The organism is Hamadaea sp. (assembly GCF_013362815.1).
Classification (GTDB): domain Bacteria; phylum Actinomycetota; class Actinomycetes; order Mycobacteriales; family Micromonosporaceae; genus Hamadaea.
The window spans coordinates 60,624-77,591 of the sequence record NZ_JABFVK010000020.1 but is presented as its reverse complement, the minus strand read 5'-3'; the positions used below and the strand labels follow the sequence as shown (position 1 = coordinate 77,591).

17 protein-coding genes are annotated in these 16,968 nt (G+C 69.7%); 8 read left to right on the top strand and 9 right to left on the bottom strand.

The genetic code is table 11. The annotated features are described in order from the left end of the window. The first annotated feature begins 35 nt into the window (after positions 1–35). Complete coding sequence (locus tag HOV77_RS12610; RefSeq protein WP_290861639.1) at positions 36–872, top strand: N-acyl homoserine lactonase family protein; 837 nt, start codon at positions 36–38, stop codon at positions 870–872. A gap of 112 nt (positions 873–984) precedes the next feature. Continuing rightward, a complete protein-coding gene (locus HOV77_RS12605; RefSeq protein WP_290861638.1) occupies positions 985–4,062 on the top strand; it encodes a hypothetical protein in 3,078 nt (1,025 codons plus the stop codon). 44 nt (positions 4,063–4,106) lie between these two features. Here the strand turns inward: HOV77_RS12605 and HOV77_RS12600 are convergent, their stop codons facing one another. Further along, positions 4,107–4,583 carry a hypothetical protein gene (locus tag HOV77_RS12600; RefSeq protein WP_290861637.1) on the bottom strand — a complete coding sequence of 159 codons (477 nt, stop codon included), beginning with the start codon at positions 4,581–4,583 and terminating at the stop codon, positions 4,107–4,109. Positions 4,584–4,646: 63 nt separating this feature from the next. Here HOV77_RS12600 and HOV77_RS12595 point away from each other — a divergent pair, with 63 nt between their 5' ends. After that, positions 4,647–5,624, top strand: coding sequence for a WYL domain-containing protein (locus tag HOV77_RS12595; RefSeq protein ID WP_290861636.1), 978 nt, complete (start codon positions 4,647–4,649; stop codon positions 5,622–5,624). Here HOV77_RS12595 and HOV77_RS12590 read toward each other — a convergent pair. The 6 genes from HOV77_RS12590 to HOV77_RS12565 all read right to left on the bottom strand — a co-directional run bounded on the left by HOV77_RS12590 (position 5,602) and on the right by HOV77_RS12565 (position 9,819). After that, positions 5,602–6,738, bottom strand: coding sequence for a magnesium and cobalt transport protein CorA (locus HOV77_RS12590; protein ID WP_290861634.1), 1,137 nt, complete (start codon positions 6,736–6,738; stop codon positions 5,602–5,604). The genes HOV77_RS12595 and HOV77_RS12590 overlap by 23 nt on opposite strands. Before the next feature lie 146 nt (positions 6,739–6,884). After that, the gene (locus HOV77_RS12585; RefSeq protein WP_290861632.1) at positions 6,885–7,709 is read right to left on the bottom strand and encodes a phosphotransferase; all 825 of its coding nucleotides are present in this window, start codon (positions 7,707–7,709) and stop codon (positions 6,885–6,887) included. Continuing rightward, on the bottom strand, positions 7,706–8,323 hold the full coding sequence (locus HOV77_RS12580; RefSeq protein WP_290861630.1) for a methyltransferase domain-containing protein: 618 nt from the start codon (positions 8,321–8,323) through the stop codon (positions 7,706–7,708). The genes HOV77_RS12585 and HOV77_RS12580 overlap by 4 nt, the downstream gene beginning before the upstream one ends. A gap of 14 nt (positions 8,324–8,337) precedes the next feature. Next, positions 8,338–8,832, bottom strand: a complete 495-nt coding sequence (locus HOV77_RS12575) for an SRPBCC family protein (RefSeq protein WP_290861629.1) — start codon at positions 8,830–8,832, stop codon at positions 8,338–8,340. Beyond that, positions 8,829–9,338, bottom strand: coding sequence for a sigma factor-like helix-turn-helix DNA-binding protein (locus HOV77_RS12570; protein ID WP_290861627.1), 510 nt, complete (start codon positions 9,336–9,338; stop codon positions 8,829–8,831). Before HOV77_RS12570 ends, HOV77_RS12575 begins: the two co-directional genes overlap by 4 nt. A 13-nt stretch (positions 9,339–9,351) precedes the next feature. Beyond that, positions 9,352–9,819, bottom strand: coding sequence for a hypothetical protein (locus tag HOV77_RS12565; RefSeq protein ID WP_290861625.1), 468 nt, complete (start codon positions 9,817–9,819; stop codon positions 9,352–9,354). Positions 9,820–9,968: 149 nt separating this feature from the next. Between HOV77_RS12565 and HOV77_RS12560 the strand changes: the two genes are divergently transcribed. From HOV77_RS12560 to HOV77_RS12550, 3 genes are all read left to right on the top strand, one after another. Continuing rightward, positions 9,969–10,697, top strand: coding sequence for a dienelactone hydrolase family protein (locus HOV77_RS12560; RefSeq protein WP_290861623.1), 729 nt, complete (start codon positions 9,969–9,971; stop codon positions 10,695–10,697). A gap of 215 nt (positions 10,698–10,912) precedes the next feature. Further along, the gene (locus HOV77_RS12555) at positions 10,913–11,785 is read left to right on the top strand and encodes a hypothetical protein (RefSeq protein ID WP_290861621.1); all 873 of its coding nucleotides are present in this window, start codon (positions 10,913–10,915) and stop codon (positions 11,783–11,785) included. Next, positions 11,782–13,242, top strand: coding sequence for an NADH-quinone oxidoreductase subunit NuoF family protein (locus tag HOV77_RS12550; RefSeq protein WP_290861619.1), 1,461 nt, complete (start codon positions 11,782–11,784; stop codon positions 13,240–13,242). Before HOV77_RS12555 ends, HOV77_RS12550 begins: the two co-directional genes overlap by 4 nt. A gap of 5 nt (positions 13,243–13,247) precedes the next feature. On the opposite strand, the gene HOV77_RS12545 is transcribed toward HOV77_RS12550, so the two are convergent. Both HOV77_RS12545 and HOV77_RS12540 read right to left on the bottom strand, forming a co-directional pair. Next, a complete protein-coding gene (locus HOV77_RS12545) occupies positions 13,248–13,808 on the bottom strand; it encodes an isoprenylcysteine carboxylmethyltransferase family protein (RefSeq protein WP_290861616.1) in 561 nt (186 codons plus the stop codon). A 111-nt stretch (positions 13,809–13,919) separates the two neighbouring features. Then, positions 13,920–15,080 carry an endo-1,4-beta-xylanase gene (locus tag HOV77_RS12540; protein WP_290861614.1) on the bottom strand — a complete coding sequence of 387 codons (1,161 nt, stop codon included), beginning with the start codon at positions 15,078–15,080 and terminating at the stop codon, positions 13,920–13,922. A 261-nt stretch (positions 15,081–15,341) separates the two neighbouring features. On the opposite strand from HOV77_RS12540, the gene HOV77_RS12535 reads away from it, so the two are divergent. Together HOV77_RS12535 and HOV77_RS12530 are read left to right on the top strand one after the other, a co-directional pair. Beyond that, a complete protein-coding gene (locus HOV77_RS12535; RefSeq protein WP_290861613.1) occupies positions 15,342–15,689 on the top strand; it encodes a YciI family protein in 348 nt (115 codons plus the stop codon). 76 nt (positions 15,690–15,765) lie between these two features. Next, entirely contained in the window at positions 15,766–16,959 is a 1,194-nt protein-coding gene (locus tag HOV77_RS12530) for a sigma-70 family RNA polymerase sigma factor (RefSeq protein ID WP_290861730.1), read from the top strand. Positions 16,960–16,968 lie beyond the last annotated feature (9 nt).

The window sequence follows — 16,968 nt, the reverse complement described above, 5'->3', positions numbered from 1 at the left end:
TGATGCGTAATGTATTTGACATGAAGGCATCGAGCATGAAGGTATCCGTCATCAGCACCGGCAGCGTCCAGATCCGACCCGAGCACGTCGGCCCCACTCGTCAGCCCACCTACCTCTGGCTGATGGTGACCGCGCGCAGCTGGACTCCGCCGCGGCCGATCAATGCGTACGTCATCGAGCACCCCGAAGGCGTGGTGCTCTTCGACACCGGGCAGGACATCGCCTCGGTCACCGATTCGGCGTACTTCCCGGGCGGGCCGGTCGGCCTTCTCTACGATCGCCTGGCCAAGTTCTCCATCACGCCCGAACAGACGCTCGCGGCTTCGTTGCGGCAGCTCGGCCACGAGCCGGCCGACGTGCATACGGCGATCTTGTCCCATCTGCACCAGGACCACATCGGCGGGCTTCGGGATCTCACCCGATCCCGGATTCTGGTGAGCGCCACCGAATGGGAGGACATGCGCAAGCCGTTCGGCGAGCTGCGGGGCTTTCTGCGTACCCATATAGATCTTCCGGGCTTGACCTGGGAGCAAGTCGCCTACGAGCCGCTCGGCGACGCGGACCTCGCGCCCTTCACGACCGGGCACGATCTGTTCGGCGACGGCACGCTGATCGTGCTGCCGACGCCTGGTCACACCGCGGGGTCGCAATCTCTGCTGGTACGCCGACCGGGGCGAGCGCCGTTGCTGATGGTCGGCGACCTCACCTACGACGCGAATCTGCTCGCGGCGGGGGAGATTCCGGGCGTCGGCGACCGTAAGACGATGCGGCACGCCGTGTCGATGGTGAACGAGCTGCGCCGCCGCCATCCGGATCTGGTCGTGTTGCCGGCGCATGATCCCGGCGCGGCCGACCGCCTCGCCGCCGCGTGAGCCCTGCAGATCACGGTTGCGCATGCTTCCCGGCGCGGTTGAAGCCTGCATATCCGTGATCCGCAGGTGTCACGCGGTTGACTACCGGTCTAGACCGGAATAGTGTCCGTCCATGCTTCGTCATCGACGCTTTTCGTTTCTTGCCGGGCTACCGGCACTACTGCTGGTCCTGACGGCGTCTGTCGTAGGTGGACTCGGCTCGGCCCGCCCGGCCGAGGCGGTGGGACCGTATCCGAAGACGATCGATCTGGGCCGCCCGCCGGTCAAGGGAGTGACGGCTGCCGGTGGGGAGACGGCGCGAATGGCCGACGGCAAGGTCCGGACGTGGCTGGCGATCAGCGGCGCTCCGGCCGAAGGTGATCCGGCGTACCTGGCCGAGGTCGACCCGTTCGCCGGGAAGATGGTCGCCCGGTATCCGCTGGGCGGAGCCGAGGGCGCCTGGGGCGTCTCGGTCACCGCGGACGGCAAGTACGTGTACGTCACGACATACGGCCAGGGCCATGCGTTCCGGCTGACCTACACCGGGCGTACACTCGCCGACCTGGGCGCGCCTTCGGCGGGGACGAGCTTCCTCTGGGAAGGCGACACCGACGACCAGGGAAACCTGTGGGTCGGCACCTTCCAGGGCTTCACCAAGCCGGCCCCGGCCGGGCTGCTCACGAGCTGGTCGCCGACGGCCAACTGGTCCACTCGCGACAGCTATGGCGACACGTACAAGTACGTGCGCTCGGTCGAGTACGCCAAGGGCCAGGTGTACGCCGGGCTCGGCCAGTTCACGAAGTTCGTGCGGTACAACCCGGCGACGGACACGAGCACCGACATTCCGCTGCCGCCCGGCGTACCGAACGACATGTACACCTACCAGCTCGACGACGCGGGCGACTATCTCTACGTCTACTTCGTCGGCGGGACCTCGTCGCCCAAGGCGTGGCTCTACAACCTGGTGACCCAGCAGTGGGTCCGGGAGATCCCCGGGTACGCCGGTCCGACCGTGTCCGACGAGGGCAGTGACGGCCTGACCTATCTCGCGATGTCCGGTGAGCTCGTCGGCTACAACGCCGGCACCGGTGCGGTCACGCATACCGGGTTCTCGCTCGGCGCGCCCAAGGGCATCCAGCGCGTGGTGGACCCGGCGACCGGGCACGAGACGGTGGTGACCGGGCAGGCCGACGGCTCGATCGTCCGCTACGACCTCGTGACCGGTACCGGATCGGTCACGAACTGGGTCGACGTCGGCTTCCAGCCGGTGCTGACCTCGTTGCGGTCGCTGGGCATCGGGCCCAACGGCTGGGCGTACCTGGGCGGCTACTTCGCGGGCGGCTTCGCCGGGTACGACCCCGACGCCGAGGTTTGGCACGAGTACCGCTGGGCGCACCAGGTCGAGGGGATGGCGAGCCACGGTCGCAAGCTCTATCTCGGGGTCTACCCCAACGGCGCGCTCTACGAGTACGACCCGACTCTGCCGTTCGACTCGGCGAATCCTCGCAAGCTGTTCGACCTGCAGACCTACGGTCAGGAGCGGCCGTGGACGGTGATCTCGGCCGGGAAGTACGTCGCCATCGGCACGAGCCCGAAGAACTCGCAGACCGACGGCGCGGTCACGCTGTACGACCCGGCGACCGGCGCGATCCGCGTGTTCAACGGGATCGCGGGCGCGGGCGAGATCAGCGCGCTGACCTATCAGAATGGAATCCTCTACGGCGGTACGCTGAACTGCTGCACCATCGCGGGCCAGAGCCCGGGCAAGATCTTCGCGCTCGACGTCGAGACGGGGACGAAGCTGTGGCAGGCCACCCCGCTCTCCGGTGAGCTGGGCGTCAACGGGCTCGCCTTCGGCACCGATCCGAACGTCCTCATCGGGCTCACCGCCGGGAAGGCGTTCCGGTTCAACGTGAGTACGCGTCAGCTGCTCAGTAGCGCCACGCTGGTCGACTACGCCTGGAGCACGAGCTTCAACCCGCGCGCGGTCAACCTCATGTTCGACAAGCGGGACGGCAAGCTCTACGGCACGGCGGTCGGCACGTTCCTGAAGCTCGACCCGACGACGCTGGTCAACAGCGCCCCGGCCGGGATGAAGGGCGGGCTGTTCGCCGCCTCGAACAGTGGCCGCAAGTTCGCGACTCAGTCCGTCGCCGTCGGCGACCACACCGAGAACCACCTCATCATGAGCCAGTGGTACGGACGACCGGCCGGAGCCGCGATGCTCTACGGCAGCGGAGGCAGCGCTTCGGCGTACCGGTGGAACTCCACCGAATCGGCGTTCCAGATCGGCACCGGGTGGTCGCAGAGCAGCGGATACGACCTCGCCAAGGTCGGCGACCGCATGGTGAGCGGCGACTTCACCTGTGACGGCGTGGACGACCTCGCCGTCGGCTATGACACCGGCGGAGCGCTACGGTTCGACGTCTGGGACGGCACTGCGATCGCCGCGGGGCCGAAGGTCTGGGGGACCGCCGCCGTCGCACCGGCGTCGGTGGGAGCCCGGATGACCGCCGGCGACTTCGACGGCAACGGCTGCACCGACATCGCCCTGTTCGAGGCGGTCGCCGGGACGACCGGAGCCAAGATTCACCGGCTGCTGTCCGACGGCACCTCGCTGACCAAGACGACGGCCGGCGACTGGAGCGTTGCCAGCGGCTACGACCTGACCAACGTCGCTGGGCGGTTCGCCTCTGGCGACGTCGATCAGGACGGTCGCGACGACCTGATCGCGGCGTACTCCTATGGCACCTATTTCCGGTTCCACGTGTGGACCAGCGGGACTGACTACAGTGGACCGGAGGGCTGGTATCAGTCCGGCGGGTTCGACCTGAACGCCGTGGCGGACCGGATGGTCGTCGGCGACTTCGACGGTGACGGCGACGACGAACCGGCGTTGTTCTACTCCTACGGCGGCAGCCACTCCCGGCTCTTCCGCTGGACGACGGCCAACGCGCACTTCACCCTCGCCACTCCGGACTGGGAGGTGACCTCCGGGTACACGCTCAGCCTGGTGGGCAACCGGATCGCGGTCGGCGACGCCAACGACGACGGCCGTGACGACATCATCACGGCGTACGACTACGGCTCCGATTTCCGCTATCACGTCTGGTTGAGCGGGTGGTCCTACACCGGCCCGGCCGGCTGGTTCGACTCGGGAACCTTCGACCTGTCATTGGTCGGCGGTCGGGTGGTCATGCCCGTCTGGTGAACCCGGCCGGCCCGGCCTCCTTCCGGGGGCCGGGCCGGCTGCCGTCAGCCGATTCGCCGGGTGAACTCGGCGGTCCAGTTGACCTCCCACGTTTCGCCGCCGTCCGGCGAGAACGACTGCTGCCAGCGTGGGTGTTCCGGGTCGACGGCCGTCCACTGATAGCGCACCCGGATGGCCTGGCCGTTCCACGTGTCGTCGCACTCGAAGGTGCCGACGCCCTCGACGAACCGGCCGACGACCGGCTCGTCGAGCATCCCGCCCGAGGTCTTCGACGCCCACCAGATCCGCCAGGTCTGCTCCTCCGGGTTGTAGAGGCGCAGGGTGAGACCTTCGAGGTCGCGCTCGGGCGAGCGCAGCACGTCGAACACCCCGTTGCCGTCCAGGAGCACCTGGCAGTCCAGCGTCGCGTCGAACTCGTACCACTCGGCGTCTTCGGCGCTGCCGCCGGCCAGGATCTTGACCAGGCGCCGCTGGTGGCTGGTCCACGCGCCGGTCAGGAAGTCGAAATCGGTATTCCTCATGCCGACGACGCTAGGGGCGTACCCCTGACATGTTCTGTCAGTGGTGCGGAGCAGACTTGAGACGTGCGAGCCGACCGTCTTGTCGCCCTGCTGCTCCTGCTCCAGTCGCGGGGGCGGATGAGCGCCACTCAGCTCGCGGCCGAACTGGGCGTCTCCGTACGCACGGTCTACCGCGACACCGTCGCCCTGAGCACAGCCGGAATTCCCATCTATGCCGACCCGTCCGGTTATCAGCTCCTCGCCGGGTATCAGACGCAGCTGACCGGGTTGACCGCCGACGAGGCGCGGGGCCTGCCGCTGACCGGCCTGCCCGGGGCGGCCGCCGCGTTGGGCCTGGCCGAGGCGGTCGCGGCGGCGCAGCTCAAACTCACCGCCGCGCTCCCGCAGACGCTTCGCGACCGGGCGACCCGGATGCGCGAACGGTTCCACCTCGACACTCCCGGCTGGTATCAGGACGCCGACAACTGTCCCTATCTGGCCGACGTCGCCGACGCCGTGTGGCAGCAGCACCTGCTCGACGTCGAATACGAGAACTGGAAAGACGTCGCCGAGCACCAGTTGCAGCCGTATGGCCTGGTCCTCAAGGCGGGCAAGTGGTACCTCGTCGCGCACGCCCGGCGCGGTGTGCGTACCTTCCGGGTCAGCCAGATCCGGAAGCTGACCGTGCGGTCCGAACGCTTCGACTGGCCGACGGGGTTCGACCTGGCGGCGTACTGGCAGGAGCATGTGCAGGATTTCCGCGCACGCCTGCACCGAGGCGAGGCGCTGGTGCGACTGGACCCCGCGGCGATCGACAACCTGCGCCACTTCCTCGGCCAAAGCGTCGCGGACGCGGCGGCGGCCGGCGAGCCGCGACCGGACGGCTGGCTGCTGGCCCGGCTGCCGATCGAGTCCGAGAGCCACGCGACCCGCGAGTTCCTGCGGCTCGGCCCGGTGATCGAGGTGCTCGAGCCGATCACGCTGCGGGAGCGGATCGCCGCGACGGTGGCTTCGCTGGCGCGTCTCTACGACGGAGGCGCTACAGCCAGCCGCGGCGTTTGAAGACGGCCCACAGCGTGACGCAGACGACGCCCATCAGCGCGATGGCGAACGGATAGCCGAACAGCCAATGCAATTCCGGCATGTGATCGAAGTTCATGCCGTAGACGGTGCCGATGAGGGTGGGCGCGAACAGGATGGCAGCCCACGCGGAGATCCGCTTGACCTCCTCGTTCTGCGAGTTGCTGACGTCCGCCATGCGGGCCATCTCGGCGTTCTGCTGCTGAGTGACCAAAGTGGAGTTGACGGTCAGGATGTCGGAGAGCATCTGGCGGAATCCGTCGACGCGCTCGGCCACGACGGTCGCGTGGTCGGCCACGTCCCGCAGGTACTGCCGCAGCTCCTGATCCAGCCCGTACTTCGTGATGCCGCGGTCGAGCTGCTCCAACATCGCCAGCAACGGCCGAGTCGCGCGCTGGAACTCGATGACCTCGCGGGACAGTTCGTAGATGCGGCGTGACACGTTGGGGTCGCCGCCGAACACCTGGGTCTCGATCTCGTCGATGTCATTCTGGAGACCCGCGACGACCGGCGCGTACCCGTCGACGACGCTGTCCATGATCGCGTACAGGACGGCTTCGGGTCCGCGCGCGAGCAGCTCGGGGTCGTCCTGCATCCGGGTCCGGATCGCACCGAGGTCGGGGGTGTGGCTGTGCCGCACGGTGATGACGAAGTCGGCCGAGACGAACAGGTGGATCTCGCCGAACTCGACCTCCTCGACATCGTCCAGGTAACGGGCCGCGCGCAAGACCACAAACAAGGTGTCGCCGTAGCGTTCCAGCTTCGGCCGCTGATGGGCGACGATCGCGTCCTCGACCGACAGTTCGTGCAGCCCGAACGACTCGGCGATCGCCCAGAGCTGCGCGTCGCTCGGGCGCAACAGCCCGATCCAGGCCATCACGCCCGGCTGATCAAGCACCATCTGGTACGCCTCGGCGACCGTCGACGGGCTGCCGATCCGGTTGCCGCCCCGGTAGATCGCGGCGTCGATCAGGCTCTCCTCGACCGGCTGCTCCGGCGTGGCCGATTTCGGGTCGAGCTCCACCTCGGGCGGAGCGGTGTCGGCGGGCCCGGGCGTCGCCCGGCGCAGCGGCCGCAGTACGCGTCGATCCGCCATCCGCTCACCCCCTCACGGGCCCACCATAACGTGGGGTTCTGTGCGTATCCCCGGACAACGCGGCTTAGCGAGCGTCCAAAGGGACGTCATCCCCGGATAACACGCCCCGGCGCCTCCAGCCCTCAGCGCCGCGCGGCCGAGCAGGGTCAGTGGGCCAGGCGCTGGAGGCGAGCGAGGAGCATCGCCCGTTCGCTGGGGATTCCTTCGCTCAGCCGGGCGGCCACCTGCACCGCCAGCCAGGGTTGTACCTCCCGCAGCGGTGGAGCGCTGCGCCGATACGTGCGGGCGTACGCACGCGCCAGGAGGGATCTTCCGGCGGCGATCGCGGCTCGGGCCAGCGGCGGCGTACTGGGTAGGGGGTCGGCCCACCGCAGGAGCAACAGCGTGCGCGCATAATCGGCTTCGGGTACGCCCCGGGTTGCTCCGCCCCAGTCGATGACAGCCGCTTGGTCGCCGGTGAGCAGGACGTTGCCGGGGTGGTAGTCGCCATGACAGAGCCGGTCGCCGTCGGGGAGCCCGTCGAGCGTATGCGTGGCGAAGTCCAGCAGGTGGCGGGGCAGTTCCGCCTCCGCGATCCGAGTGGCGAGCGCCGGACGCAAGTCCGCCAAAGTGGACGGCGCCGAAACACTGTGGACGGACAAATGGGTTTCGGCGAGGCGGCGGCCGAAGGCGAGTACGCGCCACGGCTGCCGTTGCAGCAACGTGAGCATGTCAGGACCGGCGAGCCGCTCGATAACCAGCCCCGGCAGGCCGTCGTGGTCGACCATGTCGAGCAGCTTCGGCGCGACTCCGTGGCCGTCAAGCGTACGCAGAACGGCCGCCTCGGTGCGGTGACCGCCGAAGCCGGGTCGGTAGACCTTGAGCACGGCATTGTCGCCGTAAGCGAACACGACGGCTTCCCGCCCCTCACCGAGCGGCTTACCGCCGACCGAACCGCCGAGCGAAGGGCCGCCGAGCGAGTTGGGCGTCATCGCTGCGCCCGGATGCGCTCGATCGAGCCGGCCTTGAGCCGTTCGGTCTCGACGATCTCGAATCCGGCGGCCCGGACGAGGGGAAGCTGGCGGCGGGTGAAGTGCTCGCCGGCTGCGCTGACGGTGATCCGCTCCAGCAGCCATTGCCCGGCCCGGACGGGTGGCCAGCTGCTTCCGATGTGGTCGACCAACAGCAGTTCGCCACCCGGTCGGAGGACGCGCCGCATCTCAGCGATCGCCGCGGCTGGATTCGGGATGGTGCACAGCGAGAACGCGCAGACCACGGTGTCGAACGAGGCGTCGCCGAAGGGCAGGTGCTCCGCGTCGCCCTCCCGGAGATCGGCGGACAGCCCGAGGTCGGCTGCCCGGCGGCGGGCGTACGCGAGCATCTGTGGGCTCAGCTCGATGCCGGTGACCGTCACCTCGGGTCGGTAGAACGGCAGGTTGCGGCCGGTCCCGATGGCCACTTCGAGCACCCGGCCGGTGGCGCGGTCGCCGAGCCATTCGCGGCTGCCGGTGAACCAGATCCGCTCGAAGAAAGCGATCTGCCGGTCGTAGCTCGGGGCGGACTTGTCCCAGACCCGCTTCTGCCGGGCGGTCGGCGTCTCATCCATGGTCGCCAAGTGTTTCACCTGGTGCCCAAGGTGTCACCGATTCGGCGGTCGAGCCGGTCCAGCGCGCCGCGCGCCGCCCGGCGTACGCCGAAAGGCACCAGCGCGGCCTGCCCGGGTACGCGAATACCACCGGTCAACGCGACCCGCGTCCGCCCGTCCGCCGCTTCGGCCGCCGCCATGCCGATGAGCAGGAACCGGCTCTGCGCCCAGAACCAGCCCGGCCGGTGTACGCCGACGAGCCGGGCCCGGAAGCCGAAGCGGCTGCGAGCGAGGAGTTCGACGTGTTCCCCGTCCGGCCCGGAGCTGCGGGACAGGACGCGTACGCGGCGCATGTCGGGTTCGATGAGGCCGAAGGAGCCCTCGAAGTCCGACAGCAACGCCCACACGTCGGCAACGGGAGCCGCGACGATCCGCTCGGTGACTGCCGCTCCGCGTACGCCCGCTGCCAGGGCCCGGAGCCGGCCGACCTCGTCCAGCCGGGCCACCGGCCACTGTGGAGTGTCACTCATGCGGTCCACGCCTTTCGGAAGCTCGCCCGCGCCCGCGCGAGCCGGGATTTCACCGTGCCCTTCGGCACTTCGAGCAGCTCGGCGACGGTCTGCTCGTCGAGGTCCTCCAGATCCCGGAGCACGAGGATCGCCCGGTGTTCGGGCGACAGCCGATGCAGCACGTCCTGGACGTCGGCGGCCAACTGCGGATCGCCCTTCGCGGGGAGCCGGCTGAGATCCGCCGGCACCGTGGGCGTACGCCGAGCGATGCGGACGGCTTCCCGGACGGCGATCGCGCGCACCCAACCCCGGTACGCCTCAGGCTGGGCGAGACCGCGCAGTCCCCGGAAGACCGCGATGAGCGTCTCCTGGGCGGCATCTGCTCCGCTGCCGAGGGCGATCGCCCCGCAGATGCGCCCGACATAGGGCGCGAGCCGATCCAGCAGGCTCGCCATGGCCAGGGTGTCCCCGGCCTGAGCCCGCCGGACCAGCTCCACGTCCGATAGCGGCGTCGGCGAGTCCGTCACGAGAGCAAGGTTCTCATCTGCGAGTCGCGAATCGGGGCAGCCAGTTGTGCGTACCACTGCGGGCGACCTGGAACGCGACGACCGCGAGAAACCCACAGAGCGGGAGATAGACTCCCACGTTGAGCCAGGCGAAGACCGGGCCTGCGTCGGGGCGGCCGAGACCCAGCGCCCAGGCGAGCCGGAGCGGTACCTGCACGCCGGTGCCCAGCGCGACCGCGAGGGCGATCAGCCGGGCCACGCGCCCGGTGCCGCGCCAGAGCGCCACGGCCGACACGGACAGCGCGAGGGCGAGCGGGATCAGCGTCCGCGCGCTGAACGGCACCACGAACCCCAGCACCGCGAGCGACAACGCCCGCTCGTCGGCGGCCGGCCAGGTCGCCCCGGTCAGCCAGTACACATGGAACACGGCGTCCGCGCCCAGCACGCAGGCGGCGATCCGCCTGGTCCAGCGCGTCCTGTCGATCGGCTTCGTCTCGGTCACGGCGATCCTTCCGGTCACGGTTCTCGGATGTCACCGCTCCAGAGGCGACTGGTACGCGGAAAGTTCCGTATGTGACGCAGCGCACGAGTGGTCGGGACCCGCCCGGATATCCACTTGGTCGATTGCGTACGCCGCGCTAGACATAGCCGGTGTGTTATGAAGAGACTCCCACCGTCCCCCCGCTCGACGAGATCGTCCTGACCAGCGCGGACGGCAGCACTTTCGGGGCGTACGCGGCGCGTCCGGCCAACCCGAGCGGCGCCCGGATAGTCCTGCTTCCCGACGTCGGCGGGTTGCGCCCGGCCGTCGCCGACCTGGCCCGCCGGTTCACCGAGACCGGGGCGGCCGTCATCGCCGTCGACTACTTCGGGCGTACGGCCGGAACCGGGCCACGTTCCGACGACTTCGACAACGACCCGCACGTGGAGGTCATGCAGCGGGCCAATGTGCTCGCCGACGCCCGGGCTGCCCTCGACTACCTGGGCGGCGACGGTCCGGCGTACGCGCTCGGCTTCTGCCTCGGCGGAGCGACCGCGCTCGTCGCCGCGACCGAGGACTTCGGGCTGGCCGGAGCGATCGCGTTCTGCCCCTACCACGGCGAGATGGGGCAGGACCCGGCGCTGCCCGACGACTTCGTTTCCGGCGTACGCGTCCCGGTGCTGGGCCTGTTCGGCGGTGACGACAAGCCGGTGCCACCGACCGTCGCAGCCGCCTTCGAAAAGGCGCTCGAAGACGCTGGAAAGGACTACGAGATCGTCGTCTATCCCGGTCAGCCGCACGGATTCTTCGAGAAGGATCACTTCGGTGAAGCGGGACACGAAGAGGCGGCCGCCGACGCGTTCGAGCGGGTGAAGGCGTTCCTCCGCCGTACCGCGTAATGGGATGCGCCCGCCCGTCGATCCGAGTCCCGACGCTGCGTAGCGGATCGACGACGCGGGCGCTCTTGAGTTCTCCTCTCAACGGGGATAGAAAGTCATCCGGACGACCTATCCGGATAGTCCGTTGGAGACAGTCGCGGCCCGTACGACGGATCCGCGCAGACATTTGACCGAGGCATCGCAGATCGCACGTCACACACCACGGGACTGGTGCAATGGCGAACGCACTTCGAGGCCGGACCGCCCGGCCGTCGGGCCGGCGCGCCTTGGCGGCTGCCGTCGTCCTCGTGCTCGCCGCCGCGTTCACTCCGCCGGGCGAGCACGTGCTGGGCATGTGCCACCACTTCCTCGACTTCTACGCCGGGGTGTTCTGCCTGGTCGCGCTGTCGGTGACGGTGATGGCCGGGCTGGCCGCGACCGATCGGCTCGTGCTGCTGATCCGCCACCGCGTCCTGCTGCAGGCGGCGCACCGGTCGACCGCGGCGGCGGCCGTCGTCTTCCTCGGCTGCCATGTCGTCGTCAAGGTCATGGAATCGCACGTGGGCGTACTCGACGTCGTGGTGCCGTTCCTGGCTTCCCGGCACACCGCTGTGATCGGGCTCGGCACGTTGTCCGCCTACGGGCTGTCGATCGCCGCGTGGACCGGTGTCATCCGGGGGCGGTTCGCCGACTTCGCGCATCCGTGGGTGTGGCGGGCCGTCCACAGTGGTGCGTACGCGGCCTGGCCGATGGCGATCGTGCACGGGCTCACCTCCGGCCGGGCCGCCGCCACCTGGGTCACCGTCAGCTACGTGGTCTGCGTCCTGCTCGTCGGGGCCGGGCTGCTGGTCCGGCTCAGCGTCAGGTGGGGCCGCCGACTTCGGACGACGCCCAAGGCCCAGACCACCGGCTCACTGCCACGCATCCCGGCCGAGGCCCCGCCGCGGGTTCCGCCTACCACTCCACTCACGACAGTGCGTCGGCCGGCCAGTCCCCGGACGGTCGCGCCGACCGCTCCACCCCTCGTCCCACAGCGGCGGCGCAAGACCTTCGAGGCCGTCTCGGACGACGAGTACTGGGCCGTGCTGCGCGGCGAGGACCTGCGGTGAGAACCCTGCCCGAGGTCGCGGTCATCGGCCCTCGGCGGCTCACCGCCGGGCTCGACCGGCTCCATCGCCTTGATTTGCGTACGCACAACGAGGTGCACGGGAGCCTGCAGCCGCTGCACCTGGACAGCCTGGCCGAGCTCGCCGAACTGATCGAGCTGCGAGGTCGGGGCGGAGCGGCGTTCCCGTTCGCGCGCAAGCTGCGAGCCGTGGTCGCGTCCGCTCGGCGTACCGGGGCGGGCACGGTGGTGGTGGTCAACGCGACCGAGGGTGAACCGGCCAGTTGGAAGGACAAGATGCTGCTCAGCCGGGCGCCGCATCTGTTCCTCGACGGCGCCGCCCTGGCCGCGTACGCCCTGCGCGCGACGGAGATCGTGATCGGCGTCGCCGACGACGGGACCAGCAGCCGCTCGGTGATGAGTGCGCTCGCCGAACGCAGTATGCCGACCGCGACCAGCGTCGTGACCGTCCCGCACCGGTTCATCTCCGGCGAAGGCGGCGCGCTGGTTCGCGGGATCAACGGCGAAGTGCCGATTCCGCCCGGCCGCAAGACGCGGGCCAGCGACTCCGGCGTACGCGGGCTGCCGACCCTGCTGTCGAACGCCGAGACCTATGCGCAGCTGGCGATCGCAGCGCGCTTGGGACCCGACGGCTACAGCCGGCTCGGCACGCCGGCCGAACCCGGAACCGTCCTGCTCACCGTCGGCGGCGCGGTCGCCACTCCGCACGTCGTCGAGGTGCCGCTGGGGACTCCGCTCGCGGAGGTGCTGGATCTGTGCGGCGTCCGCCCCGGTCCCGGCGTACTCGTCGGGGGGTTCCACGGAAAATGGATCACCGAGCGGGCCGCGCGGTCGGCGCTGATCTCGCGCGAAGGCCTGGCCGCCGTGGGTGGCGTGCTCGGGGCGGGCATCATCCTTCCGCTGAGCGGGGACACCTGTCCGCTCGGCGAGGCCGCGCGCGTCACGCAATACCTGGCCGGCGAGTCGGCCGGACAATGTGGACCGTGCCGGATGGGCCTGCCCGACGTCGCCCGGGCGCTGAGTTCGCTGACCGTCGGCGGGGGAGCGTCGGCCCGCGATACCGTACGCCTCGCGGCTGGAGCAGTTCGGGGCCGCGGCGCGTGCAGTCATCCGGACGGGACGTCGAGATTCGCGGTGTCGGCGTTGGAGACCTTCACCGAGGATCTCGCCGCGCACATCGACGGCGACGGCTGCGGCAAGCCGGTCAAGGGTGTGCTGCCGATCCCCGGCGACGACGCGACCGGCGGCCGGTTGATGGTCGACTGGACCCGCTGCGACGGCCACGGCTTGTGCGCACACGTCGTGCCCGAGCTGATTCGCTTGGACGCCAACGGTTTCCCGGCGTTCCCCGACACCGCGGTGCCGCCGTGGCTGCGTCCGGGCGCGCGTAAGGCGGTCGCGATGTGCCCGGCGCTCGCCCTGCGGATCAGCAAGAACTGACGCACTCACCAGATGAACGGGATGATCCGCTTCCGGGCCGCCGCGAAGGCGCGATAGCGATCGCCCATCGCGCTCGCCAGCGCCCGTTCCTCGACGTGGATCCGGTACGCCAGCCCGCACCACGTGATCGCGGTCAGCGCCAGCAGGCCCCAGCCGTTGGCGAAGAACGTGCCCAGGCCGAGCAGGACGAGCAGAGTGGCCGTGTAACTCGGGTGCCGGAGCAGCCGATAAGGGCCGGATTCGATCACCGGTTGGGTGTCGGTCGTCAGCACCGTGAAGGTGAAATAGCGGCCGAGCGTGCGGAAGCACCACAGCCGCAGCGCGGCTCCGCACCAGAACACGACCAGGCCGAGCCAGGCCACCACCGGGCTGACCGTCGCGAGCACGGCGCCCGGCGTACGCCGAGTCACGAAGACGGCGCAGAACGCGCCCGCCACCGCGGCTGCCTGGACGAGTACGCGGCTGCCCCGGTCGTGGGCGGTGGCGTCACCGCGATGCCGGAAACTCTGCCGGACCTCGAAGGAGAACCACAGCAGCCCGGAGACGACCACCAGCCAGCGTGTCACGCCCACACCCTAGTGCTGGTCCAGCGGTGCCCGGCCGACCGGCCCGGCTGACTGCACTCCTGGCGGCTCGCCCAAGAGGCTCCCCGGCAAGTCCGCCGGGCACCGCGGGTATCACCGCCCAGGTCGCCGGGGCGCGCCCTTGCTCGCGAGGAGCAGTTCGTGCTGTAGGTCGGTGAAGGCCTGCTTCGGGTTCAGGTTCACGTCGTAGATGCAGGCGTAGCCCTCGCCGGTGAACCAGCCGGGCACCCAGGAGTTGGCGTCGCCGAAGCCCCACACGGTGAACGAGATGCACGCCTTGACCTCGAGGCAGGAGCGGAGCATCTGGACGTACTCGTAGGGCTGGGCGAACAGCGCCAGGTTGGACGTCGGCACCTGCTCGGTGGCGTTGTTGACGAAGGTACGCACGTCGGCCTCGGTGATCGCTACCTTGACGCCGAGGGAGGCGTACCGGGCGAGGTCGGCGGTCAGGCGCTCGCCGGAGAAGCCGTACTGCGTGTCGAGGTGGCCCTGGTTGCCGATGACGTCGATCGGCACACCCTGCGCGAGCTGGCTCTTCGCCCAGTTGTAGACGGCGTCGGCCTTGGCGTTGGTGCCGTCCTCGCCGCCGATGTTGTAGTCGTTGTAGACCAGCAGCGCCTTCGGGTCGGCCTCGTGCGCCCAGCGGAACACGTCGGCCAGGATGCCCTCGCCGAGGTTCTTCACCCAGAAGTTGTCGCCGTTGATGCCGCTGGGCAGCGGGTTCGCGTCCCAGGAGTTGGCGAAGAACTCGTTGGCCACGTCCCACTGCCAGATCTGGCCGCGGAAGTGGGCCACCTCGTCGACGACGTGCTTGTGCAGCAGGTCGCGCAGCGCCGCGGCGTCGATGCTCCCGTCGGCGACTCCGCTGGTCAGCCAGCCGGGCAGCTGGTTGTGCCAGACGAGGGTGTGGCCTCGGACGAGCTGCTTGTGCTCACGGGCGAAGGCGACGAGGCGGTCGGCGGCCGACCAGTCGTAGATCCCCCGCGTGCGCTCGACCGTCTCCCACTTCATCTCGTTGCCCGGCGTCACGGAGTCGAACTGGTCGCCGGTGATCTGCGCGTACGCCGGGTCGTCGAGTTCGAACGGCGTCACCGCGGTGCCGATCCGCAGGTTGATCCCGGCGGCGAGGGCCCGCAGCGAGTCGGCCGCCGGCCTGGTGCGGTCCAGTTCGCTGCCGGACGCCGTCGCGGTCCCGGCGGTCAGCACGGTGACCATCACGGCGGCCCCCGCGAGCAGCAGGTTGCGCATTCTCATGCTTTCGACCTCATCCTTCGACTTCGCCGCCCTCGACCAGGGCGACGCCGATGCGGATTTTCCGAAAAGTTGACCCAAGACTTCCGGCATGCTTCCGGAAAGTTTCGGCGAATATATCGGCGTACGGTCAGCTGCGTCAACAGGTGTCGATATGGGGCCGGCTCGGCGAGAAATACTGGCCGCAGCGGTAAATCGGGCGGCGGTCGTTCGTCGTCTTGATGAGAGGCCCCCGCCGGGGGCCGGACACGACAGGATCAGACCATGGCGAACTATCTGCTGCTCATCTACGGCGACGAGCAGAAGTGGGCGGGGATGACCCCGGACGAGACGACCGCCCACCATGCCAGGCACCGCGAGTTCCAAGCCGCCGCCGGTGCGCGTTCGCTCGGCGGCAAGCAGCTGGCCGACTCGAAGACGGCGACCACGTTGCGGACGGACGACAGCGGCACGGTGACGCCGACCGACGGTCCGTTCCTGGAGACCAAGGAGGTCCTGGGCGGGTACTACCTGATCGAGGCGGCCGACCTGGACGAGGCGATCGACCTGGCTCGGCTGCTGCCCGAGGTCTCCGCCGGGCACAGCGGCGTCGAGATCCGCCCGATCGTCTGAGCGGCACGTGACCACCCAGGTCGGTGCGGCCGTGGCCGAGGCGCTGGCCGAGGCGCACCGTAGCGAGTGGGCCGCCGTGCTCGCCGCTACGGTGCGGGTCACCCGTGACCTGGACCTGGCCGAGGAGTGCACGCAGGACGCGTTCGCCAAGGCGCTCCAGTCGTGGCAGGCGGACGGGATTCCGGCCCGGCCGGGCGCCTGGCTGACGACGGTCGCCCGAAATCGGGCCGTCGACCTGCTTCGCCGTGAGTCGACGCTGCGGCGCGTCCTCCCGTCGTTGGTGGTGCCCGAGAGCGTGCCCGGCCCGGAGGAGCTGCCCGACCGGTACGCCATCGACGACGACCGGCTGCGGCTGATCTTCACCTGCTGCCACCCGGCGTTGGCCAAGGACGCCCAGGTGGCGCTCACGTTGCGGCTGCTGTGCGGGCTGTCGACGGCCGAGGTCGCGCGCGCGTTCCTCGTCTCGGAGCAGACGATGGCGACCCGCGTCTCCCGGGCGAAGAAGAAGATCGCGACCGCGCGAATTCCGTATCGCGTACCGGGGGTGGGGGAGCTGCCGGCCCGGGTCGGTGCGGTGCTCGAAGTGCTGCATCTGCTGTTCACCACCGGGCATACGACGCCGATCGGGGCACAGCTCGTCCGGCAGGATCTGGTGGACAGCGCGATCGGGCTGACCCGGCTCGTCGGGCAGCTGCTGCCCGGCCGCGACGAGGTGGCCGGGTTGCTGGCGTTGATGCTGCTCATCGACGCCCGCCGGGACACTCGGTTCGACGCCGACGGCCGATTCGTGGCCCTGCCCGATCAGGATCGCACCCGCTGGGATCGGCCGAAGATCGCCGAGGCGACCGAGCTGCTGGCCACGTCGTTGCGCCGTCGGCCGACCCGGTACGCCGTCGAAGCGGCGATCGCGGCCGTGCACGCTGAAGCGCCCACCTGGGCGGCGACGGACTGGACCGAGATCGTCGGACTTTACGACGTGCTGCGGAGACTGTGGCCATCCCCGGTCGTGGAGTTGAATCGGGCGGTCGCCGTCGGGATGCGCGACGGGGCCGCGGCCGGTCTCGCTGCGCTCGACCCGCTGCTCGCCGAACCGGCGCTGGCCACCTACGGCTACCTCAGCGCCGCCCGGGGCGACTTCCTCCGCCGCCTTGAGCGCTGGCCGGAGGCGCTTTCGGCGTACGCCGAGGCGCTGGCGCTGACCGACAACGAGGTCGAGCGGGAGTTCCTGAACGGGCGACTCGCCGAGGTCCGGGCGAACCTCGGCGAGTGAATCATCCTG